The 22,023-nt window shown below is 65.6% G+C and carries 17 protein-coding genes and 1 tRNA gene; 12 read left to right on the top strand and 6 right to left on the bottom strand.

The features are described from left to right. Window positions 1-45 precede the first annotated feature (45 nt). Entirely contained in the window at window positions 46-3,369 is a 3,324-nt protein-coding gene (locus tag AC56DV_RS08790; protein ID WP_496313925.1) for a DUF4450 domain-containing protein, read from the top strand. Window positions 3,370-3,405: 36 nt separating this feature from the next. Here AC56DV_RS08790 and AC56DV_RS08785 read toward each other — a convergent pair whose 3' ends face one another. Beyond that, complete coding sequence (locus AC56DV_RS08785; RefSeq protein ID WP_496313924.1) at window positions 3,406-5,364, bottom strand: helicase-related protein; 1,959 nt, start codon at window positions 5,362-5,364, stop codon at window positions 3,406-3,408. A gap of 67 nt (window positions 5,365-5,431) precedes the next feature. Here AC56DV_RS08785 and AC56DV_RS08780 point away from each other — a divergent pair, with 67 nt between their 5' ends. After that, on the top strand, window positions 5,432-6,037 hold the full coding sequence (locus AC56DV_RS08780) for an IMPACT family protein (protein WP_496313923.1): 606 nt from the start codon (window positions 5,432-5,434) through the stop codon (window positions 6,035-6,037). A 51-nt stretch (window positions 6,038-6,088) separates the two neighbouring features. Continuing rightward, window positions 6,089-6,164 (top strand) — tRNA-Lys (locus AC56DV_RS08775). 63 nt (window positions 6,165-6,227) lie between these two features. Here the strand turns inward: AC56DV_RS08775 and AC56DV_RS08770 are convergent. After that, window positions 6,228-8,204 (bottom strand): M4 family metallopeptidase, encoded by a 1,977-nt coding sequence (locus tag AC56DV_RS08770; protein ID WP_496313922.1) that lies wholly within the window; start codon window positions 8,202-8,204, stop codon window positions 6,228-6,230. A gap of 432 nt (window positions 8,205-8,636) precedes the next feature. Here AC56DV_RS08770 and AC56DV_RS08765 point away from each other — a divergent pair, with 432 nt between their 5' ends. The 3 genes from AC56DV_RS08765 to AC56DV_RS08755 are packed head-to-tail and all read left to right on the top strand — an operon-like array spanning window position 8,637 to window position 11,229. Beyond that, window positions 8,637-9,095, top strand: a complete 459-nt coding sequence (locus AC56DV_RS08765) for a hypothetical protein (protein WP_496313921.1) — start codon at window positions 8,637-8,639, stop codon at window positions 9,093-9,095. Then, window positions 9,092-9,985 (top strand): tetratricopeptide repeat protein, encoded by an 894-nt coding sequence (locus AC56DV_RS08760; protein WP_496313920.1) that lies wholly within the window; start codon window positions 9,092-9,094, stop codon window positions 9,983-9,985. Before AC56DV_RS08765 ends, AC56DV_RS08760 begins: the two co-directional genes overlap by 4 nt. Beyond that, complete coding sequence (locus tag AC56DV_RS08755) at window positions 9,919-11,229, top strand: AAA family ATPase (RefSeq protein WP_496313919.1); 1,311 nt, start codon at window positions 9,919-9,921, stop codon at window positions 11,227-11,229. The genes AC56DV_RS08760 and AC56DV_RS08755 overlap by 67 nt, the downstream gene beginning before the upstream one ends. Before the next feature lie 18 nt (window positions 11,230-11,247). Here the strand turns inward: AC56DV_RS08755 and AC56DV_RS08750 are convergent, their stop codons facing one another. Next, on the bottom strand, window positions 11,248-13,293 hold the full coding sequence (locus tag AC56DV_RS08750) for a PKD domain-containing protein (protein WP_496313918.1): 2,046 nt from the start codon (window positions 13,291-13,293) through the stop codon (window positions 11,248-11,250). Between the two features lie 231 nt (window positions 13,294-13,524). On the opposite strand from AC56DV_RS08750, the gene AC56DV_RS08745 reads away from it, so the two are divergent. Beyond that, entirely contained in the window at window positions 13,525-13,827 is a 303-nt protein-coding gene (locus tag AC56DV_RS08745; protein ID WP_496313917.1) for a YciI-like protein, read from the top strand. Window positions 13,828-13,835: 8 nt separating this feature from the next. On the opposite strand, the gene AC56DV_RS08740 is transcribed toward AC56DV_RS08745, so the two are convergent. Beyond that, window positions 13,836-14,378, bottom strand: coding sequence for a PEP-CTERM sorting domain-containing protein (locus tag AC56DV_RS08740; protein ID WP_496313916.1), 543 nt, complete (start codon window positions 14,376-14,378; stop codon window positions 13,836-13,838). 150 nt (window positions 14,379-14,528) lie between these two features. Here AC56DV_RS08740 and AC56DV_RS08735 point away from each other — a divergent pair, with 150 nt between their 5' ends. Continuing rightward, complete coding sequence (locus AC56DV_RS08735) at window positions 14,529-15,446, top strand: GGDEF domain-containing protein (RefSeq protein ID WP_496313915.1); 918 nt, start codon at window positions 14,529-14,531, stop codon at window positions 15,444-15,446. Between the two features lie 39 nt (window positions 15,447-15,485). Continuing rightward, the gene (ypfJ, locus tag AC56DV_RS08730) at window positions 15,486-16,364 is read left to right on the top strand and encodes a KPN_02809 family neutral zinc metallopeptidase (protein WP_496313914.1); all 879 of its coding nucleotides are present in this window, start codon (window positions 15,486-15,488) and stop codon (window positions 16,362-16,364) included. A gap of 41 nt (window positions 16,365-16,405) precedes the next feature. Here ypfJ and AC56DV_RS08725 read toward each other — a convergent pair whose 3' ends face one another. Continuing rightward, the gene (locus tag AC56DV_RS08725) at window positions 16,406-16,852 is read right to left on the bottom strand and encodes a hypothetical protein (protein WP_496313913.1); all 447 of its coding nucleotides are present in this window, start codon (window positions 16,850-16,852) and stop codon (window positions 16,406-16,408) included. Window positions 16,853-16,957: 105 nt separating this feature from the next. Then, a complete protein-coding gene (locus tag AC56DV_RS08720) occupies window positions 16,958-17,848 on the bottom strand; it encodes a helix-turn-helix transcriptional regulator (protein WP_496313912.1) in 891 nt (296 codons plus the stop codon). 177 nt (window positions 17,849-18,025) lie between these two features. Between AC56DV_RS08720 and AC56DV_RS08715 the strand changes: the two genes are divergently transcribed. From AC56DV_RS08715 to AC56DV_RS08705, 3 genes are all read left to right on the top strand, one after another. Next, a complete protein-coding gene (locus AC56DV_RS08715; protein WP_496313911.1) occupies window positions 18,026-18,940 on the top strand; it encodes an RNA polymerase sigma-70 factor in 915 nt (304 codons plus the stop codon). A 346-nt stretch (window positions 18,941-19,286) separates the two neighbouring features. Next, window positions 19,287-20,978, top strand: a complete 1,692-nt coding sequence (locus AC56DV_RS08710) for a glycosyl hydrolase family 18 protein (RefSeq protein WP_496313910.1) — start codon at window positions 19,287-19,289, stop codon at window positions 20,976-20,978. A 4-nt stretch (window positions 20,979-20,982) separates the two neighbouring features. Then, window positions 20,983-22,023 (top strand): cupin-like domain-containing protein, encoded by a 1,041-nt coding sequence (locus AC56DV_RS08705; RefSeq protein ID WP_496313909.1) that lies wholly within the window; start codon window positions 20,983-20,985, stop codon window positions 22,021-22,023.

Below are 22,023 nucleotides of genomic sequence, written 5' to 3'. Positions count from 1 at the left end.
CCGGCTACCGCTATCATCTCCGCCGTATCCACTACTGGGGACACGATGAACAGCTTTGCCCGCCGCGCGCTGGCCGCCGCCATGCTGGCGCAGGCCGCCGCCACGGCCACCGCCGCCGGCGCTGCGCCTTCCGCCACCGCCGGGCTGCGGCCCAACCTGGAAGGACGCATGCAGCAAGCCTTGCGCTACCGGCCCGACGGGCAGGACTTCGTCATCGACAACGGCGCCGAGTTCTTCAACCGTCCGCTCTATGGCGGCAACACCGCCTTCCGCGCCGACGGCGGCGACAAGCCCGAGTTCCTGCTCTACCTGCCCGGCCGGGGCGGCAATCTGCGCCTGGCCGTGCGCACCCCGGCCGGCGCGCTATGGCTGCACCAGGCGGCCCGGATCACCACGCGCTACCGGCCCGGCGAATTGCGCTATGAAATCCGCGATCCGGCCCTCGGTTCCGGCGCGGTGCTCAGCGTGGCGGTGCTGGCGTACGCGCGCACCGAGGGGCTGATCGTGCGGACCGAGGCGCTGGGGCTGGCGCCGGGCGCGGAGCTGGTATGGGCATACGGCGGCGTGAACGGCACGCGCGGCGCGCGCGATGGCGACATCGGCACCGAAAAGGTGCCCATCAGCGAATACTTCCAGTTTCAGCCCGCCTACGCCGGCGGCAACCGGATCTCGCTCGGCGCGGAAGGCTTTACGCTGAGCAGCCGCGTGGCCGACATCGCCTGCGTGGCGCCGGAAGGGAGCACGCTGCGCATTGCCGACGGCGCGCAGTGGAATGCGCTGTCCGCGCTGCTCGAAGCGCCCGCAGCGGAGGCGGCAGGGACGTCCGCCCCCATCGTGGTGGGCCGGGTGGCGCTGCCGAACGGCGCGCCGCTGCTGCTGTCGCTGCAGCGCCTGCCGGGCGGCGCCCCGGCGCTGGATCTCGACCAGTACAAGGCCGTCACGGCCGGCAAGCCCGCCGCGCGCGCCCGGAAGGCCGTCCCGCTCGCCCCCTTGTATACGCGGGAGCAGTTACCCACACTGTTCGCGGAAACCCAGCAGCACTTCGACGCGCTGCGCCGCACCGTCAGCATCGACACGCCCGACCCCTACCTGAACGCCGCCATGGGCGCGCTCGGGGTGGCCGCCGACGCCCTGTGGGACGAGGGCGACCAGGCCATCATGCACGGCGCCATCGCCTGGCGCACCAAGCTGCTGGGCTGGCGCGGCCCGTATGCGCTGGACGCGCTGGGCTGGCACGGCCGCGCGCGCCTTAACCTGGACGCATGGACGCCGCGCCAGAACACCCAGCCCATCCCCGATGCGTTGCCGGCTGCCGACACCGTCTCCAACCTGGCGCGCAACGAAGCCGGCCTGCATTCCAATGGCGACCTCTCCAACTCGCACTACGACATGAACATGGTCTTCATGGACGCGCTGTTCCGGCATCTGCTGTGGACCGGCGACCTGGAATACGCCCGCAGCGCGTGGCCGGTGATCGAGCGCCACCTGGCGTGGGAGCGGCGCTTGTTCCGGCGCGAGTTCGGCCCCGGCAAGCTGCCGCTATACGAAGCCTACGCCAACATCTGGGCCAGCGACGACCTGTATTACAACGGCGGCGGCGCCAGCCACGCGTCGGCCTACAACGTCTACGCCAACCGCAGCGCGGCGCGCATCGCCCGCCTGCTTGGCAAGGACCCGCAGCCCTACCAGCGCGAAGCGGACCTGATCGCGCAAGCCATGCGCACCTATCTGTGGATGCCCGAAGCGGGCGCGTTCGCCGAGTACAAAGACCTGCTGGGCGGGCAGCTGCTGCACCCCAGCTATGGCCTGTGGACCTTTTATCACACCATCGACTCGGGCGTGCCCACGCCGCAGGAAGCGTCGCGCATGGCGGCCGCGCTCAAGCGGCACCTGAAGCCGATTCCCGTCAGCGGGCCCGGCGTGCCGTCCGACGCGGCCTACTACGTGCTGCCGACCACCAACTGGATGCCCTACTCCTGGTCCATCAACAACGTGGTGATGGGCGAGAACCTGCACACGGCGCTGGCGCTGTGGCAGGCGGGCCGCGCCGAGGACGCTTTCCTGCTGGCCAAGAGCGCGCTGCTGGCCAGCATGTACATGGGCATCTCGCCCGGCAACGTGGGCAGCATGAACTACCTGGACGCCTACCGCCGAGAATCCCAGCGCGACTTTGCCGACGGCGCGGGCGTGATGTCGCGCGCCATCGTGGAAGGGCTGTTCGGCATTGCGCCGGACGCGCTGGCCGGCACGCTGACCGTGCGGCCCGGCTTCCCGGCGGCATGGGACCGCGCGCGCCTGGCGCACCCGGACCTTGGCGTGGACTTCGCGCGCAACGGCAGGACGGAGCGCTGGACGCTCACCCAGCCTAAGGACGCAGCGCCGGCGCGGCAGCGCTTCCAGCACCTCACGCTGCGCATCCCGGCTCCTTACCAGCGCGTGCAGCGCATCACCGTCAACGGCGCGCCCGCCAAATGGCAAGCCGACCGCGCCGCCATCGGCCCGCCCGCGCTGCTGATCCAGACGCCCATGGCTCGCGAGACGGCCATCGTCATCGAGTGGGCCGGCCAGCCCGTGGCGGTGGCGGCGCCTCCGCAAGGCCGCGCGCCGGCGACGGCAGCACCGCCGCCGGCAACCGACTGGAGCGCCGACAAGAGCGGCGCAACGCTGGAGGCCATCCCGCTTGAGCCCTACTTCAACGACCGGGTGAGTGAAATCTTCAAGCCCGGCAAATACCAGTCGCCGCGCTCGCCCCATGTTTCGCTGTCGCTGCCCGCGCAAGGCATCGGCGCGTGGGCCGGGCACGTCAACGCGACGGCGGAAATCGACGACAGCGGCCTGCGCGCAGCGGCGGCGGCCAACGGCGGCAAGGTGCGCATGCCCAACGGCGTCGGCTTCGCCACGCCGTCAGAACCGCAGGCACGCAACATCGCCTTCACCTCGCAATGGGACAACTACCCCAGGTCAATCGACATTCCGCTCGCGGGCAACGCCCGCCAGGCCTGGCTGCTGATGGCCGGCTCCACCAACTTCATGCAGAGCCGCATCGACAACGGCGAAGTGGTGGTGCGCTACGCGGACGGCGGCACGGCGCGCCTGGCGCTGCACAACCCGGTCAACTGGTGGCCTATCGAGCAGGACTACTTCATCGACGATTACCAGTTCAACCGCCCGCAGCCCGTGCCGCCGCGCGTGGACCTGAAGACCGGCGCAGTGCGGCTGCAGAGCAGCGGCAAAGCGGTGCCGGGCGGCGCCGCTACCGCGCTGGCCATCGGCCTCGACCCGAAGCGGCCCTTGCTCAGCCTGACCCTGCGCACGCTCAGCAACGACAGCGTGATCGGCCTGATGAGCGTGACGCTGGAGCGGCCCTGAGCGCAGGGGCCGGCGCAATCAGCGGGAGCGGCGCCATCAGCGGAAGCGCTTCGGATTGCGCTTGCGGTTGACGGCGTTCTGCTCCTGCAATATCGAGTCCACGCGCTCGGACGCGTGGCGCGACAGTTCCTGCGCCAGCTCGATATCGGGGAAGAACTCGGGCCGCCGGTAGCCCAGCCAGGCGTAGGCGGAATACAGGCGGCAGGTGTCCTCCACCTCCTGCAGCGACAGATAGGACAGCGCGTAGTCGTCCGTCTTCAGGCGCGTGGCCTTGCCGCGCGAGAGTGACATGGCCCAGTGCTCCCAGGCGCGCTGCAAGGACACCACCTTGCTCGATACCGGCACCAGCGACAGCGTGAACTTGTCCGCCACCGACAGCGGCAGGCTGTCCAGCCACTCCGCGCGGCTGGTCTGGTCTTCCGTGATGCGCGGATAGAAGAAGCCGTCCGGCACGTCGATGTTGTGCACGAAGCGCTTGAGCAGCTTGGACAGCGAAGTCTCGCTGGTGACCGAGGCGATGCGGTGCAGATGCTCCAGCGTGGGCGCCACCGAGAAGCCGCTGGTGTTCAGCGGCGCCAGCTTTTCCTTCAGCAGCGCGCGCATCACCTGGTGCGTATCGTCGTCGAAGCCCGCCACCAGGCCTTCCTCGTGGATGCCGTAGCGCCCCGCCCGGCCCGCGATCTGGCGCGCCAGCGCGGCCGAGATTTCCTCTTCCTCGTAGCCGTTGTACTTCACACTGGTGGTCATCACGATGCGCGAGATCGGCATGTTCAAGCCCATCGCAATCGCATCCGTGCCCACCACCACGTCGGCCTGCCCTTCGCGGAAACGCTGCGCCTGTGCGCGCCGCACTTCCGGCGACAGGTTGCCGTACACTGTGGCCACCGACAGCCCGGCCTCGGTCACCATGTCGCGCCACATCAGCACTTCGCGGCGCGAGAAGGCGATCACCGCGTCGCCCCTGCGCAGGTTGCGCACTTTGCGCACCGAGGTGTGCTCCATCGTCAGCGGCGCCTTGCGCTTCAACACATGCACCTCCAGCGGACATTCCAGCCGCTCGGCCAGCGCCTCGATGGCGCGCCGCGCTTCGGGCGCACCCACCAGGTACACCGTGCGCGCCGGCGCGCCGCACACGGCGGCGGTCCAGGCGGCGCCACGGTCGCGGTCCGCCAGCATCTGGATCTCGTCGATCACCGCCACGTCCACCGGCGTGCGCGTGTCCAGCATCTCCACCGTGCTGGCCACGTGCGTGGCGCCTTCGGCCAGGCGGCGCTCCTCGCCCGTCACCAGGCTCACCGCCAGCGGCTTGCCATGCTGCTTGAACGCCTGCAGGCGCTCGTAGTTCTCCAGCGCCAGCAGGCGCAGCGGCGCCAGGTAGATGCCGCTCGGCGCCTTCGCCAGCGCTTCGATGGCGCGGTGCGTCTTGCCGGAATTGGTCGGTCCCAGCAGCGCGATGAAACGGCGCGGCAGGCGGCTGGCCACCTCGAACGAATCCGGGTACTCGGCCAGGTTGATGCTTTGCTTGGTGCGCTCTGCGTAGCGCTCCTCCGTCTGGCGCTCGATGGCGTGGTCCAGGCGCTGGCGGATACGGTCGAACACGTCGCCCGCCAGCGAAGAGGTCTGCATGTCGGCCAGCGTGTGCAGAAAGCTCATCGCGTCCAGGTCGTAATCCTCTGCGGCGGCCGCCATCTCGTGCACAAAGCCGGTCACGTGATCGTGCAGTTCCCGGATCGCCTTGTCGCTGCTGCGCTCGCGCAGCAGCGCGCTGCGCGCCTCGGGGTCCATCTTGCGCCACTTGGACGGCTTGGCCAGCACGCCCTGCGCGGGCACCAGCTGGTACGGCACGGTCAGGCCCTCGGCCTGCACCTCGCCGGCGATGCGCAGGAAGACGCGCCCCTCCATCTTCACCAGGCTCACGCCTTTGGCGGGCAGGCCGAGTTGCTGGCACAGGAGATCGTCGTCGCCAAGGTCTTGTTCTTCGGTGATGCTGGTCATAAATTTCGCTGCGTCTGGCCGCTAGGTTAAGTTGAAGGCGAGTATAGCAAGGCTGTACAATCGCGCCATGCCGCAGACCATCACCACCGCCGTCCACCACGAGTTGATCATCAAGAAAAGCCGCTTCATCGCCTGCGTGCAGCCGATGGCGGACCGCGCCTCCGCGCAGAAGGCGGTGGCGGCATTATGGGCCGAGCACCCGGGCGCGGCGCACGTTTGCTGGTCGCTGCTGGCGGGCGGCCAGTCGGCCGCCGTCGACGACGGCGAACCGAGCGGCACCGCCGGCCGGCCCATGCTGGACGTGCTGCGCCACCAGGACCTGGAAGGCGTGCTGGCTACGGTGGTGCGCTACTTCGGCGGCGTGAAGCTGGGCGCGGGCGGCCTGGTGCGCGCCTATACCGACAGCGTGGCGCAGGCGCTGCTGGGCGCCGAGAAAGTGGCCATCGTCAAACTGCGCGCGCTGCGCTGCGAAGTGCCGTACGCGCTGGAAGGCTTGATGCGGCGCGAGATCGAACTGGCCGAAGCGCGCCTGGACCAAGTGCAGCACGCCGACCTGGTGCGCTTCGACTTCAGCCTGCAGGACAGCGCCGCCGTGGCGCTGATGGCGCGCCTGAGCGAAACCGGCGGCGGCCGCATCGCCTGGCTGGACGTGCCGGACGAAATCGGGGAATAAAAATCCGGGCTTGCCGAAACGCGCCAGCCGCCCTATAATGCTGCCTCTTTCGGGTCGTTAGCTCAGCTGGTAGAGCAGCGGACTTTTAATCCGTTGGTCGCAGGTTCGAATCCCGCACGGCCTACCACGAATTCAGCAAGTCAGAAAAAAGGTTGCATGCTTCGGCACGCAACCTTTTTTTTCGCCTGGATTAGTTGCCGGCGACGATGCTGGCCAGGGCGGCATTGGCAGTGGCCTGATAGGTGGCCACATTGGTGCTTGCGTTCACGCCGGACAGCATGGTGCGCGCCTTTGCCGCCGCAGCGCTGCCGCTATACGCCGCGATCTCGGCGCCGGTGTCCACCGCCGTGGTGAAGTACAGCGCCACGACGCTCTTGCGGCGCAACGCTTCTTTGTCCGCCCCCACCGTCTCGAACAGCGTGCGCGCGATGGACAGTGACGCGAAGCCGCGCGTGATGGCGCCGCTGTTGAGCTTGTCGACCCAGTAGGTCTGCTCGCTGGCCGTCGGCGCCCGGTTCGCGACATTGGCGAACACGCCGGTCACCAGCGCCTGCGCGGTGGGATACAGCGCCAGCGATTCCCCGCTGCTGCCGAGCGAATCGATCAGTCCCCGAATGCCGGTGAAGTTCTGCGTGTAGCTGAATTCCAGCCCGGCCAGATAGGTGAGCGCGCCCAGAGACTGCAGCGCATTGGCGAAACTCGCCTGCCCCGCCGGGTCGGCAGGACGGCCGAGTTGTGCGAAGTACAGCTGTTGCACCACCGGCTGATAGACAAAATTGCAATATGCACCGACGGTATTGAACGCCGCAGTCACGTCGGCCACCGCGTAGCCCCGGTTGCTGGCCGCGTTCTGCACGCCGCACACACCGTCGTCGAACTTGCTGTTCGGCCCCCAGTACAGGCGGTTGGCATCCACCATCACCTCGAACGCCTTGCGCGTGTTCCAGCCCGGCGTGGTCGCCAGCTTCTGGAAGGCCTTGTTGTAAACGCCGCTGCTGTAGTGCGGATTCTGGCCGGCGAAATAGAATGCGTGCTCCAGCGAAATACCGTCCAGCGTGGGACTACCCATATTGCGCAGGTAGGGCAAGGTCTTGGTGATCTGCTGGCCGACCAGGAAATCATTGCTGCCGTTGAGGTAATACTCGGCCGCTTCGCCCGCCATATCCGAGAACGCTTCGTTCATGCCGCCGGACTGGGTGATGGTGTAGACCAGGCCTGAGTGCGCGGAGGTGAACCCGTGGCTGAATTCGTGCGCCACCACGTCCAGGGACACCAGCGGATAGAACGTGCTTGCGCCATCGCCGAAATTGGCGCTGGTGCCGGTCCACACCGCGTTCTCGTAGCTTTGCCCGGCATGGGCGCGGGCGATCATCGGCGTCGGCACCGGCGGGAAGCTGAAGTACGCCATATACATGCGGTATGTCGCGGTGGCATGCGCATGCACGTCATTCAGCGGCGCGTAGCCGCCATTTATATTTTTATAAATATTGTTGGGGCAGGTGAACTTATAAGGCGTGGTATTAACCGCATCCGCCGCCGCCCCCTCGAGATTCACGGTAATAACATTCAGGTTATTCATGGCGCAATCGGATGCCACGTCCAGCGCCGGCCTGTTGGTGCCATACAAATACTGGCCGGTTTTCAGATTGCCGCCCGGTCCGGTGGCCGACGCGGTCGTCAATCCATCCCACTGTTCCAGCACGGTGCCCAGATTGGCGTCGATAAAGAAATGCGGCCGGGTCAGCTTTTTGCCGTCCTGCGCCAGGAAAGAAACCAGGTAAACCAGCTTGGCCACCCCGTCGTCGCCGGTCTTGACGAACAGCTTGGCTTCGTCGCCCTTGGTATTAAATTGCTGAATACTGGATTTTGCCTGCTGCAAGGCGTCGTCGGCGGAGAAAGCCGGGCGCGCGCTGGGCAAATCCTCCGCGATCTTATGCAGCACCGAGCCCAGCACGGCCGGGCCATGCTTTCTTTCGGTGTTGCCGTGATCCACCACAAACGCGTCCCACACGGGCACGCCCTGGTAAAACTGCTGGTGGCGCGTCACCACCAGCCCGCTGGCATAGCGCTGGCTGCGCGCTGCTTTCAGCTCATCGGGAGCGAGCCCGGCGCGTTCGGCCAGCGTTTCCGCCGCAGCGGACTTGGACAGCTGGGTTTGCACCTCCACACGCTGTGCGGCCTGCGCAGCCTGGCTGCACAATATTAAAGCAGCCCATGCCACTTGTTTTACTATCGGATTAAAAGTATAAGCCACGCGACACCTTCCAGATCAGTTTATGGAGTATCGCAATATACCCGCATTAATAAAACTATTTGTTCCAGAGAAAATATCATCGGCTTTTAATTATGAAGCTTATTTACTTCATTTATTTTCCGTTAAAACACAGGCAACAAGCAGCGTTCCGGCAACCATCGTGAAGCGAGGGAAACTTGCACTGCAAGAGCCACCTCAAATTTCACCAAAACACGGCAACCACGCTTATCCGCCCGGAGCGCAAGCCTTTTGTGTTTCATGCCGGTATCCCAACAGTCTTGCATAGTATACAATTGCCTGATTTCAACGATCTTGCCAGCGCAAATAGCTGGCTGGCCCGCCACCATGACAGAACATCTGTTGCGCCCATCGCTGACGGCCAGCCGGCCGTCACCCGCGCTGTATTCGCCTCGATCCAGCTTTTTGCTCGGCTTCTTCCTGGGGCCGCTGCCGCTGATACTTTACAGCGCCCTCAATTCGATCCGCCTCAAGCGTATGGCCGACGCGGCAGCTTATGTCCTTGCGCTGGCCGCCGTGGCCGCGCTGTTCCATGCTGCCTTCATGCAGCCGCCCCCTGCTGCACTGTCGTGGATCAACGCGCAAATGGGCAATGGCTCATCGATACGCGGCGCTTCGCGCATCCTGGCCGTCGTGCTCTGGATCTGCTTCTATCTGATGCACCGCAAGGAACACCGCTCGGTTGAGCTGTTCAACGACAGGCCTTCTCCCTGGATCGCGGCCATCGCCTGCGCGGTCGCAGGCTACATCCTCAGCATTGGCATCGCTTACGCCGTCCACCCATGAACGACACGATCGCATTGTCGGCACACGACTACCACATCCGCATCGACGGCCTGATCGAGCGCCGCCGCTTTGAGCAAGCGAGCACACTGCTGGGCGAAGCGCTTGGCAGCTTCCCGGACGACGGCGAGCTGCTGCACGCGGCCGCCACGCTCGACTACCTTCGTGACGACTATGATGCAGCCCTGCACACGCTGCAGCAACTGCTAGTCCGTTCGCCCGAACACCTCAACGGCCGCTACCTGCTGGTTGGCGTGCATGAAGCGCGCGAGGATTTGCCCCAGGCCGAAGCTGTCCTGCTCGACCTGCTGCGGGACTATCCGGAATCGTCAACGATGTACTCGCGCTACGCGATGCTGATGTTCCGCACGCAGCAGATCGACAAAGCCAAGGCCCTGGCGCACGAAGCGTTGCGCCTTGATCCCGAAGATGAAGGCGCGCTGGCGGCGACCATGATCGGCGACCTGATCGACGGCCGCAAAGGCGATGAACGCGAGAGCCTTGCCGCGCTGATGTTAAAGCATCCTGAAAACATCACCACCGCACGGCTGGTGATCGTCCACCTGATCAATCGTGGCCGCTACTGGTCAGCAAAGCGGATCGCAGTCGAGCTCTTGAAGGCACGGCCAGATTCCCGCGAAGTACTGGCCCTGGTGGTTGAAATCGAAGCGCTCTGCCACTGGAGCGTGGTTCCCCTGTGGCCATTCAACCGCTGGGGCACGGCAGCGACCATCGCAATCTGGGGCGGCTGGATACTGCTGTACAACCTGCTCCGCGCCCACGCACCGCAGGTGGCTGGCCCCGCCGCCACGGCCATGCTCGCCTATTGCGCCTATTCCTGGATTTATCCGCCATTGCTCAGGCGTTGGCTCAAACGCCGCGCCGGCCTTTAATTGCCGCCACCATCGCCATGCCTATCTCCCGCGAAGAACTTGAACAGGCCCTGCTGGGCGATCCTTTTAATACTGCGCTCCGCCTCGACTACGCCGGCATGCTGCTGGCCGCATCGGAACCGGCGGCAGCGCTACAACAATTTGAACTGTCCACGCGCCAGCAAGGCAGCGCGACGGCCCTGGTCGGCATGGCGCGCGCCTTGCACGCACTGGGCAGGTCCGGCGAGGCCCTGAGCACCTATGCACGGGCGCGCCAGGAAGATGGCTTTGCCGCCGACCCGGCCCTCGAACAGCTATCGGCCGCCGCCCGCCCCGCCGGTACGCCGGCACTGTCTCTTGTTGCCGGCATGGACAAAGTGGTCGCGCTCAAATCCGAGCCCGAACACGCGGTGCGATTCAATGATATTGGCGGCATGGAAGCGCTGAAAAAGTCGCTGCGCATGCACATCATCGAGCCCTTCCTGCGTCCTTCGCTGTTCGCACGTTTCAAGAAGGATGCCGGCGGCGGCATCTTGCTGTATGGCCCTCCGGGCTGCGGCAAGACCATGATCGCGCGCGCCATCGCCAGCGAATGCAATGCGTGCTTCCTGTCAGTCGGCATCAGCGATGTGCTCAATATGTGGATGGGAGAAAGCGAACGCAATCTAGCCCAGCTGTTCGACAAAGCCCGCTCGCAAAAGCCTTGCGTATTGTTTTTCGATGAGCTCGACGCGCTGGCCTTTTCGCGCTCAAAAGCGCACAGCGAACATAGCCGCACCATCGTCAATGAATTCCTGGCGCAATTGGATGGCATCGAGCGCACCAATCGGGATGTGCTCTTCCTCGGCGCAACCAATATGCCCTGGGATGTGGACGCCGCGATGAAACGGCCCGGCCGCTTCTCGCGCCAGGTCTTTGTGCCGCCGCCGGACCTCGAAGCGCGCCGCCATATCATCGACATCAAACTGCGCGACGTGCCGGCCGAGGGCATCGATACGCAAGCACTGGCTGAAGCCACCGCACAGTTTTCAGGCGCCGACATCGACGGCCTGATCGACTTCGCCAAAGAGAGCGCGATCCACGCCATCATTGCAGGACATCCGGTACGTCCAATCAATGCGGCCGACTTCAACTACGCACTCGATGCATGCCAGCCCTCGACGCTGGAATGGCTCAAGACCGCGCGCAATCTGGTGCGCTACGCAGGCGGCGATCCCAGCTACAGGGATGTTGAGAAATACCTGAAGCAGGCCAAGCTACTCTGATTCCAGACTAGAGGCCTGCTAGCGCGAAATCGAATTGCTGCTCATGACATTCAGGCTGGCGTCGTAGCTGTAACCGGCGGCGCTGATGCCGTTGACGGTGAACTTGAAGGTGCCGGTTTTCTTGCTGGAGACCGAATTGACGGTCGCCACGCCGCCGGCGTCCGTCACCGCCGATGCCGCGCCGCTGACGATGCCGCTCCAGCTGCCGCTCACGGTGGCGTTCGGGATCACCTTGCCGCTGGCGTCCTTGACGGTGACCTTGGCCTGCGCATACGCCTGCTGGCGGTTCGGCGCCGCCAGCGCCATCGTAATGCCGCTGGCGTAAATCTTCGGCTGCACCGTGGTGGCGGTGACCACCACCGTGCTGCTGCCGCTGAAGCCGGCGCTATTGGTTACTTTCAGCGAAGCGGTATAGCTGCCGCCCACGTTGTACACGTGGCTGGCGGTCACCCCGCTGGCCAGCGGGGTGCCGTCGCCGAAGTTCCATTCGTAGCTGACGATGCCGGCGGCGTCGGTGGAGCCGGCGCCGGAGAAGGACACGTTCAGCGGCGCCGGGCCGGAAGTGGCGCTGGCGCCGATGACGGCCACCGGCGCGCCGCCCGACGCCAGCGGCGCCGACATGGCCACCACGTAGCGGCCCACGCTGCCGTAGGCGCTGTAGCCGGTGCCCAGCGGATCGCCCAGGCCCATGCCCTCCACGCTCACATAATAGGTGCCGGCGGCCGGCAGGTTGAAGGACACGGAGGCGGTCAGCGCGGCGGCCGGATTGGCCTCCGCCAGCAGGTTGCCTGCCGCGTCGCGCAGCTGTATCAGGATGTCCAGGTTGGGGCCGCGCTCGAACGGCTTGGCGTCGATGGTGACGATGCCGGCGCCGGCGTTAAAGCGGAACACGTCGACGTCGGCCGGGTTTTCCATCACGCCCAGGATGTCGTAGGTGTTCATGCCGCTGACGGCGGTGGGCGTCAAGGTGGCGGCGGTGGCGATGCCGTTGCCGAAATCGTCGGCGGCGAACATCACGCCGTTGTTCTGCATCACCAGGTAATCGTCCTCGCCGTTGTTGGCGTTCAGGTATTCGCCCTTGCTGAACTGGACCAGCTCCTTGTTGTAGCCCACGCCCATGATGGGCGCCCAGCCGGTGGCGCCGCTGCCGTGGCCCGAATAGTAGCCGACCGTGCTGGTGCCGTCGTGCGACAGGCCCAGGTTGTGGCCCACTTCGTGCGAGGTCGCTTCGGCGATGTTTTTCTCGCCGTTGCCCAGCTTGTCCTGGAAGATGAAGGCCGGCTTGTTGGCTTCGCTAGTGGCGTCGAACACGCCGACATAGGCAAAGCCGCCGCAGCCACAGTCGCCCTTGGTGGTGCCGGCCGTGAAGTTCCTGGTGATCAGCGCGCGGGTGCCGTAGGTGTCGTCCGCCAGGGAGGTGCGCGACATCTGGTCGGCCGGCGGCTCCTCGGTGGTGACGTCGACGTCGAAGGCCGCATAGTCCTCGGCCACGCGGCGCCAGATGTTCTGGATCATGGCCAGTTCGGTGCTGCTGAAGGTACCCGGCAGGCCGTCCAGGTCGAAGGCCGGGCTGATGATGGTGCTCAGGCCGTAGCTGGTGTTCCAGGCGGTGCCGGTGGTGGTGTGGCCGTTGAAGTCGAGGTAGATCTTGCGCTTGGAGCTTTTGCGGGAATGCAGCAGGAAAGTCTGGTCGGCCGGATAGATGGCGCCGCTCTGGGCCACGTCGGACGGCGAGGCTGTCAATCCCAGCTCGACGAAATACATGCGGCCGGTCTTGTCGAGCCAGGCCGAACGGTCGTTGCGGAACTGCGCGCGCAGCGCGTCGGCCGATTTGCCGTAGTGCGCGGCCACGGCCTGCAGGTTGCCGCCCAGCCGGCTGATCGCCTGCTCGCCGTTGCTGTGGGCCGGCAAGTTCAGTGGCGGAAGCGCCGGCTTGGCCGGTTGCGCCTGGTTGGAGCGCTTGGCGGCGGTTTGCGCCAGCGCGCTGTCCGGCAGCGCCATGGTTCCCAGCGTCAGTGCCGCCAGCGCAGCGGCGGCAATCTTCTTGGAAATTCGGTTCGGCATGCGGCTCTCCCTTGGCGGTCAATGTTACTGATGAAGGCTTACAGCCAGTAACATACCAAGAAAAAGTATCCGCACAGCAATAAAAATCAAGAAAAGACGAATTTTTCAGGTGAGTGTGCACTCATGCGAAATGCGTCAATATTGGGGAAAATGGTCACTCACTTGCCTCGGAAACATGCTTCTTGTTGCAGTGCTATCATGGAAAGCTCTAGCCGAATTCAGCGGGGATCTATGCACTACGTATTGTTTTACGACTACGCGGCCGACTATATGGAACGCCGCGCGCAGTTCCGCGACGCGCACCTGAAGCTGGCCTGGGATTCCCACGCGCGCGGCGAGTTTCAGCTGGGCGGCGTGCTGGCCGACCCGGTCGATGGCGCCATGCTGTGGTTCAAGGCGGATTCGCCCGCCGTGGTGGAGGCGTTCGTCGCGGCCGATCCCTACGTGGCCAACGGCCTGGTGACGCACTGGCGCATCCGCCCATGGATGACGGTGGCCGGCGCGCTGGCCGACACGCCGGTCTACCCGGCCTGATTGGCTGCTTACGGCCGCCTGAGGCTGCGGCGCCTCGCCAGCAGCAGCACCACGCCGCCCGCCAGCAACATGGCGTAGGCGGCCGGTTCCGGCACGGCGCTCAGGTAGAGCACCACCTGCGTGTTCTCGTCGAAGGACAGGCCCTGCCAATTCACATACGCGGCGTTGCCGCTGATGGAGACATTGGCCGGCGAGAAGCCCGCCATATTGGTCTGCCGCCCCAGCGCGGCGAAGGGCTGCCAGCTGTGGTCCAGATTGGTCAGCACGAAACCGTTGAAGGCGCCGTTCAGCCACACGGCGTCGGTATTGAAATTGCTGGCGATCACCTGGGTGCCCGTCACGGTCAGGTCGAACACCCCTGCCACGTTGCTGAACAGCGCGCCATTGCCATCGACCAGTTGGGCGGCAAAGCTGCGCGTGGGCGTGTCCAGGTCGGGATAGAAATACTGCAGCGACACGCGGTCGCCCAAGGTGCCGGCCAGCGCACCGGAAGCAGCGCCGGCACAGGCCAGCAGGAAACCGCACAGCACGCGTTTCAATGAAGTCCACATGGGCAACCTCCGTATGTAGGGATGAGCGCCATGTTATGCGGACTGAAGCGGAACCGGCGCCAGCTTGCCTGGGCCCCGGCTTGCCTATTAACCACGGCTCTGCTACCGTTGCGGCGCTGCACAAAATTGACCACACCATCCGGATTTTCCATGCCGTACATGACCGTACTGTCGGGCGAACAGATCGCTTCCGTCCTCAAAGCCTTGCCCGACCCGGCTTTTCTCCTGACCCGCAGCGGCCGCTACGCGGCCATTTTCGGCGGCGCGGACGTGCGCTATTACAACGAGATCGGCTTCCTGGCCGGAAAAACCATGACCGAATTGCTGGTGCCGGCCAAGGCCGAGTGGTTCCTGGCCGAGATCCACAAGGCGCTGGCCACGCGCAGCCTGCACGTGGTCGAGTACGGCCTGGACAGCGGCGACCTCCTGGGCATGGACGGCAAGGCGCAGCTCAAGGCCAGCTGGTTCGAAGGCCGGGTGCAGGCGCTGGACTTCCAGGTCGACGGCGAGGACGCGGTGCTGTGGGTGGCCAGCAATATCACGGCACGCCACCAGCTCGAGGCGCAGCTGCGGCTGCACAGCGAAAGCGACGAGCTGTCCGGCCTGTACAACCGGCGCAAGCTGATGGGGTCGCTGGCCGAACATTATCAGGTGTTCATGCGCTACGGCACGCCGACCGCGTTGCTGATCTTCGATATCGACCACTTTAAGAGCATCAACGACCAGTTCGGCCACCTGTTCGGCGACAAGGCCATTCGCGCCGCCGCCGATGTCTGCCGCGACGAATTGCGCAGCACCGACTTCCCGGCCCGCCTCGGCGGCGACGAGTTCGTGGTGCTGATGCCCCACACCACCCGCGAGCAGGCCGCCCCCATCGCCGAGCGCCTGCGCCTGCGCGTGGCCGAAGCCTTGCTGCGGCTGGGCGCCATCGGCGGCGGCGGCACCATCAGCGGCGGCCTGAGCGAATTTCTTGCCGGCGACGCCCACGCCGAAGACGCGCTCAAGCGTGCGGACGACGCACTGTACCGCGCCAAGCGCGCCGGCCGCAACCGGATAGTCAGCGTATAGTGACTCCATATTGACAAGACTGCAGGACAGGAGCGCGCCATGAAATGGGAAGGCAACCGCGAAAGCGACAACGTTGAAGACCACCGCGGATCGGGCGGTGGCGGCGGAGGCTTCGGCCTGGGCGGCCGTTCGATCGGCATCGGCACCGTGGTGCTGGCGCTGATCGGCTCCTACGTGTTCGGGGTCAATCCGCTCACCATGCTGAGTCTGCTCAGCGGCGGCGGCGCGCCGGTCCCGGTGCAGCAGCAAAGCCAGGAACCCACGGCGCCCCCGTCCGACCGGCAAGGCAAGTTCGTCTCGGTGGTGCTGGCCGACACCGAAGACGTGTGGACCGAACTGTTCCGCGCCAAGGGCGGCAGCTACGTCAAGCCCAAGCTCAGGCTGTTCACCGGCAGCACGCAAACCGCCTGCGGCACCGGGCAGTCCGCCGTCGGCCCCTTCTATTGCCCCGCCGACCAGAAAATCTATATCGACCTGAGCTTTTACCAGCTGATGCAGGAGCGCTTCAAGGTCAACGGCGAGTTTGCGCAAGCCTACGTCATCGCGCACGAGGTGGGCCACCACGTGCAGCACCTGAGCGGCATTTCGGACAAGGTGGACCAGCAGCGCCGCCGCGTCTCGGAACGCCAGGGCAATGCGCTGTCGGTGCGGCTGGAATTGCAGGCGGACTGTTTCGCAGGCGTGTGGGCCTACCACGCCAACCGGGCGCGCAGCATCCTGGAACAGGGCGACGTGGAAACGGCGCTCAACGCCGCCACCGCCATCGGCGACGACGCGCTGCAGCGCCAGTCCCAGGGCCACGTGGTGCCGGACTCGTTCACGCACGGCAGCTCGGAGCAGCGCGTGCGCTGGTTCAAGCGCGGCATCGAAAGCGGCGACACCGCGCGCTGCAACACCTTCGACGCGCAGCAGCTGTAATTACTCGGCTGTAGTTACTTAGTAGCAGCGCTCAGCCTAAGCTAGCGGAACGCCACCTGTAGCAGCCGTTCCTGGCCAGGCTCAGCCCCGGCCACGCTGCTGCCGGGCACCACCATCAGCAGTTCGCCGCCGACGTCGCCCCGCTGGTCAATGTCGATGCGCACCTGCAGCTTCTGGTCCAGCGCCACAAAGGTGTTGCGCGACACGGCCACGATCTGGTGCAGCCCCATCTCGCCCACCTGGGCATACATGCGAGTGCCCACACGCTTCAGCACCAGCACCTGCCCGTTCGACAGGTCATAGCCGCCCTTGAAGGCGCTGAATTCCGCCTCGTCCATGAAGTGGCGGCGCGTCGGCGCTTCTATCCTCAACTGAGGCGCCGGGATGGTTACCGTGCCCTCCTGCTGCGTGGTCTGAGCACTTGCCGGCAGCCACGCCGCGCCCATGGATGCCGCTCCCAATAATGCAGCCAGTATTAATTTTTTCATGATAATCACCATCCCTTTTTTGCTGGACTAAGAACCGGACTAAACCCCGCCTGCCCTTGTGCAGCAGGTCGGATTTTATTGTAGGCAGGCCCGCTGCGACTGGCGTCATCCAACTGGATGAGGCGGCAGCAAGGTGGCGGTGGAACCGTGGATCAAGGCGATCAATTCGCCTTGCCGGCGCGTCGAGGTCTTGCCGTATACGCGGTGTAAATGGGTCTTCACCGTGTTCACGGTGACGCCGGTGGCCGCCGCGATGTCTTCCAGCGAAGCGCCAGCCGCCAGCGCGCGGCTCACCGCGGCCTCCGCCGGCGTGAGCTCGAACAGCTGCTGCAGCACCTCGGCCGACGCGGTCACCGTTTCCGGGTCGCGCGCCATGACGATGGCGCAGGGCCGCCCTCCCATGCCGGCTGCCGCGCCCCCTGCGGCCAGCATGAACGGCGCGACCGACAGGGTCAGCGGCAGGTGGCCGCCGCGCGGCAGGCAGAGCGACTGCGGCGCCTGCGCCGGGCCGCTCAGGGCGCCCGGTTCCAGGCAGCGCACCGCGCGCCGCACCATGTGGGCCAGCGTGTGCGCGCCGCGCGAGGCGGTCTGCGACAGGCGCGCGCCGCGCAGCTGCAACGGCGATTCGGCGCCGAACACCCGGCCGGCCGCGCCGTTCGCGTACAGCACCGTCAGCTCCGCGTCGAGCAGCACCACCGCCGTGGCCAGCGCGTCCAGCGCGGCCACGCTGCAGTGCTCCGCCAGGTCGTTGTGGGCCAGGCGCCTGCGCATTTGCAGGGCGCGCTCCAGATGGGGAAGAAAGGTGCTCAGCCAGCCCTCGTCCGCGCCGGCCAGCACGCTGCCGCCGCCGGCCGGCTGCAGCAGCGCCGCCGCGTTGTTGGCGCCGAAAGCGACGGCAAGATCGGCACACACGCCAGGCCAATGGTCTTCATGCAGGACAGCATCGTACAGGCGTCCGATCAAATCGTATTGCAAAGCCAGCTCTTTTGCCTGCATAACGCCTCCTGCCGCCCTAAGCAACTATCAGCTTAGGATGCACTGCCAAGAATTGCCACGTAAACAGCCACATCCGGTATTTTTATCGATGATGTCCGACGTGCATCGCCACCGCAAAACGTATATGTCGCCGCTGGTGCATACTATTCATTTTCACCCGTTTCCCTGACCGCCGCCATGCCCAACGCCGCCGCCACCGACCCCGCCGCCGCCAACCCCGCCGCCGATTCCGCGCTCGCCTTTTCCAGGCTGCGTCCGCGCCTGTTCGCCATTGCCTACCGCATGCTGGGCGTGCGCGCCGACGCCGAGGACGTGGTGCAGGACGCGTGGCTGCGCTGGGACGGCAGCGAGCAGGCCGGCCTGCAGTCGACGGAAGCGTGGCTGGTGACCATCGTCACCCGCCTGTCGATCGACCGTCTGCGCGCGGCCAAGGCCGAGCGCGAATCCTATGCCGGCTGGTGGCTGCCGGAACCGCTGGTGGAGGTGGACGAACAGACGCCCGAGTCGCAGGCCGAAATGGCGGGCGAACTGGGCGTGGCCTTCCTGTGGGTGCTGGAACGCCTGTCGCCGGAAGAGCGCGCCGCCTTCCTGCTGCGCCAGGTGTTCGACTACGACTACAGCGAAGTGGCCGACCTGCTGGGCAAGAGCGAAGCGGCCTGCCGCCAGATGGTGCACCGCGCGCAGGAACGGGTGCAGCAGGACAGGAAGCGCTTCGGCGTGGACCGGGAGGCGCACCGCAGCCTGCTCAACAAATTCCTCGACGCCGCGCGCACCGGCCAGGCCGCCGCCATCCAGGCACTGCTGGCGGCCAACGTGGAACTGGTGAGCGACGGCGGCGGCAAAGTGCCGTCCTTCCCGCGCATCATCCACGGCATCGGCGCGGTGGCGCGGCTGTTCAGCCGCACGCTGGACAAGTATCCCGGCCAGGTGGAATACCGCATGGCCATGCTGAACGGCGAGCCGGGCCTGCTGCGCTATATCGGCGGCAAGCTGGAATCGGCGCAGGCCTTCCTCATCGTGGACGGCAGCATTGCCGGCATCTACGTGGTGCGCAATCCGGACAAGCTGACCGGCGTGCCGCAATCACTCTAGCGCTCTAGCCGGGACTCCTGGCCACCGACGACACGCAAAACCGCACCACGCTTACCGTGGCACTTCCGCACGCGGCCATACCACTTTAATTCCACTAAAAACTGGTACGCACAAAATAACAAAATGTCTCATTTGAGACATTTTGTTGCTGCTCTATGGCGAAACGCGTTTTCAGCGGGCCGCCGCAGCCCCTTGCTTGCTATTGCGGATTCACCACTGGTCTTAGATTGGCAGTAATTTTTAAAAACCACTTGACTACCACTTTCCATGCTCGCATTCTGGTTCCAGGCTAAGCAAAAAAAGCCGGAGACAAATCCAGAAATAAAACCTAGACCAAGGAGCATGTATGGGCAACGCGATGAAGGCAAACAGCCTCGTAATCGGGCTGTTGGGCAGTATGCTGGCCGCTTGCGGCGGCGACGGCAGCAACCAGGCAGCACAACCGCCGACCATGCGCCTGCTCGCAATGGCGGCGGCGGATACCGGCTGCCCCGCCTGGGATTCGGGCGCCATCTATACAGTGGGCATGTGCGTCACCTATAACGGCGCCACCTACAAGGCCAAGTGGTGGACCCAGAACAACGTGCCCGGCACCGAGCAATGGGGACCATGGGAACTGCAGACCACTACGCCGACGCCGACGCCCACCCCTACGCCTACTCCAACCCCTACTCCGACGCCCACGCCAACCCCTACACCCACCCCGACGCCCACCCCGACACCCACGCCAACGCCCACGCCGAACGGCCGTGAAATCGGCTCCTACTTCGCGCAGTGGGGCGTGTATGGACGCGGCTACGAAGTGGCCGACATCCACACCACCAAGACCCCGGTCAACGGCGTGCAGACCAGCATCGCCGACCAGCTCACCTTCATCAACTATGCCTTCGGCAACGTCTACCAGAAGAACGGCGGCTACGAATGCGACATGGTGACCCGGGCCGAAACCGGCAACGAAAACCCCACCTCGCCCGCAGCCGGCACCGGCGGCGACGCCTACGCCGACTACCAGCGCCAGCCGGCGCGCACCGTCAACGGCCAGTCCGTGCCGTGGGACGCCAAACTGTCCGGCAACTTCCTGCAACTGAAGCTGCTCAAGGCGCAGCACCCGAACCTGAAGGTGTTCATCTCGCTGGGCGGCTGGAGCTGGTCCAAGTTCTTCTCGGCCGCCGCCAAGACCGATGCGCTGCGCAAGCAGCTCGCCAAGTCCTGCGTGAAGATGTTCATCGCCGGCGACCTGCCGGTGCAGGACGGACGCGGCGGCCCCGGCTCCGCCAAGGGCGTGTTCGACGGCATCGACATCGACTGGGAATACCCGGGCGGCGGCGGCCAGCCCTACAACACGGTCGACACGGTGAACGACAAGCACAACTTCACCCTGCTGATGGCCGAGTTCCGCGCGCAGCTTGATGCGCAAGGCGCCATCGACGGCAAGCGCTACCCGCTCACCGCCGCAGTGGGCGCCGGCGCGGACAAGATCGCGCAGACCGAGCCCGCCCTGTACGGCCAGTACATGGACTGGATCAACCTGATGACCTACGACTTCCACGGCGCATGGGAAAGCACCACCAACTTCCATTCCGCGCTGTACCACGATCCCGCCGATCCATCGACCGGCAACGTCGCCAAGTACAACGCGCACGACGCCATCACGGCGCTGGTGGCGGCGGGCATGCCGAAGAATAAGATCCTGCTCGGCGTGCCCTTCTACGGGCGTGGCTGGAAAGGCGTCACGGCGGGGCCGAACGGCAATGGCCTGTACCAGTCCGCCACCGGCGGCGCGCCCGGCGCCTACGAAACCGGCATCGAGGACTACAAGGTGCTGATCGCGAAAGCCGGCCAGCGCTGGACGCACCCGGTCACCAAGCAGCTGTTCCTGTACACCACCAACGGCGAATGGTGGAGCTACGACGACCCGGCCGTCATCGGTACCAAGATGAAGTACGTGCGCGACGAAGGCCTGCGCGGCGCCTTCTCCTGGGAGCTGGACGGCGACGCCAGCGGCGCCCTGACCAGCGAAGTGTGGAAAGGACGGTAAGCCCATGAAAACGCGCGCAATGGCCCAGGCAGTTGTCCGGACAGCCGGCATCAGCGATGAATGGAAATGCTGGATCGCCGAGAACCTCATCCTTGGCAGCCACCCGGACACGCTGGCCGGCATCCTGGTCAAGTCCGGCGTCATTGCGCGCGACGCGCACGCGGAAATCCAGGCCGCGCTGCGCAGCCCTTACCTGCAAGGCGTACAGCGGCTGCACAACCGCCTCGCCAAGCGCGACTGGGTGCTGGGCATCCAGTCGCAGCTGAACCGCCTGGTCCCGGCGGAGGAAGCGGCGCAGGTCCCGCGCCGCGAGCGCCTGTCCACCGAGGACTTCCTGCACCAGCACTACCGCGTCAACCGGCCCGTCATCATCACCGGCATGCTGGACGACAGCGTGGCGCGCGCGGAATGGACCCTGGAGGCGCTGGGCGAGCGCTTCGCCGAACGCGTGGTGGAAGTGCAGTTCGGCCGCAACGCGGACCCGGACTATGAAATGAACAGCATCGCGCACAAGCGCCGCATGCCTTTCGGCGACTACGCGGCGCTGGTGCGCAGTAGCGGCGTGACCAACGACTTCTACATGACGGCCAACAACGACACGCAGAACCGCCAGGCGCTGCGCGAACTGTGGGCCGACGTCCCCGCCCTGCCCGACTACCTGACGGGCGAGCGCGCGGGATTTTTCTGGCTAGGTCCAGCGGGCACCATCACGCCCTTCCATCACGACCTGACCAACAACTTCATGGTGCAGATCTCGGGCCGCAAGCGCGTGCGCCTGATCGCGCCGTGCGATACGCCCCGGCTGTACAACCAGCGGCACTGCTTCACGCCGGTGGACGGCCGCGCCATCGACCTGCAGCGCTTCCCGGCCATGGCCGGCGTGCCGGTGCTGGACTGCGTGCTGGCGCCGGGCGAGATCCTGTTCCTGCCGGTGGGCTGGTGGCACTTCGTGGAGGCGCTGGACGTCTCCATCACGGTGTCCGCCACCAACTTCCGCTGGGATAACGACTTCTACAGCAACTACCCACAACATCACGATTTCTAA

Source organism: Massilia sp. BGA-UO-ETr-WB1, assembly GCF_059567845.1.
Note: the sequence above shows the minus strand (reverse complement) of the source record. Positions and strands in the feature narration are given on the sequence as shown.

Coding starts and splice junctions, on each gene's coding strand:
- AC56DV_RS08710 (WP_496313910.1), top strand. CDS start 19,287: ATGGGCAACGCGATGAAGGCAAACAGCCTCGTAATCGGGCTGTTGGGC.
- AC56DV_RS08735 (WP_496313915.1), top strand. CDS start 14,529: ATGCCGTACATGACCGTACTGTCGGGCGAACAGATCGCTTCCGTCCTC.
- AC56DV_RS08790 (WP_496313925.1), top strand. CDS start 46: ATGAACAGCTTTGCCCGCCGCGCGCTGGCCGCCGCCATGCTGGCGCAG.
- AC56DV_RS08765 (WP_496313921.1), top strand. CDS start 8,637: ATGACAGAACATCTGTTGCGCCCATCGCTGACGGCCAGCCGGCCGTCA.
- AC56DV_RS08740 (WP_496313916.1), bottom strand. CDS start 14,378: ATGTGGACTTCATTGAAACGCGTGCTGTGCGGTTTCCTGCTGGCCTGT.
- AC56DV_RS08725 (WP_496313913.1), bottom strand. CDS start 16,852: ATGAAAAAATTAATACTGGCTGCATTATTGGGAGCGGCATCCATGGGC.
- AC56DV_RS08745 (WP_496313917.1), top strand. CDS start 13,525: ATGCACTACGTATTGTTTTACGACTACGCGGCCGACTATATGGAACGC.
- AC56DV_RS08715 (WP_496313911.1), top strand. CDS start 18,026: ATGCCCAACGCCGCCGCCACCGACCCCGCCGCCGCCAACCCCGCCGCC.
- AC56DV_RS08720 (WP_496313912.1), bottom strand. CDS start 17,848: ATGCAGGCAAAAGAGCTGGCTTTGCAATACGATTTGATCGGACGCCTG.
- AC56DV_RS08750 (WP_496313918.1), bottom strand. CDS start 13,293: ATGCCGAACCGAATTTCCAAGAAGATTGCCGCCGCTGCGCTGGCGGCA.
- ypfJ (WP_496313914.1), top strand. CDS start 15,486: ATGAAATGGGAAGGCAACCGCGAAAGCGACAACGTTGAAGACCACCGC.
- AC56DV_RS08785 (WP_496313924.1), bottom strand. CDS start 5,364: ATGACCAGCATCACCGAAGAACAAGACCTTGGCGACGACGATCTCCTG.
- AC56DV_RS08705 (WP_496313909.1), top strand. CDS start 20,983: ATGAAAACGCGCGCAATGGCCCAGGCAGTTGTCCGGACAGCCGGCATC.
- AC56DV_RS08780 (WP_496313923.1), top strand. CDS start 5,432: ATGCCGCAGACCATCACCACCGCCGTCCACCACGAGTTGATCATCAAG.
- AC56DV_RS08760 (WP_496313920.1), top strand. CDS start 9,092: ATGAACGACACGATCGCATTGTCGGCACACGACTACCACATCCGCATC.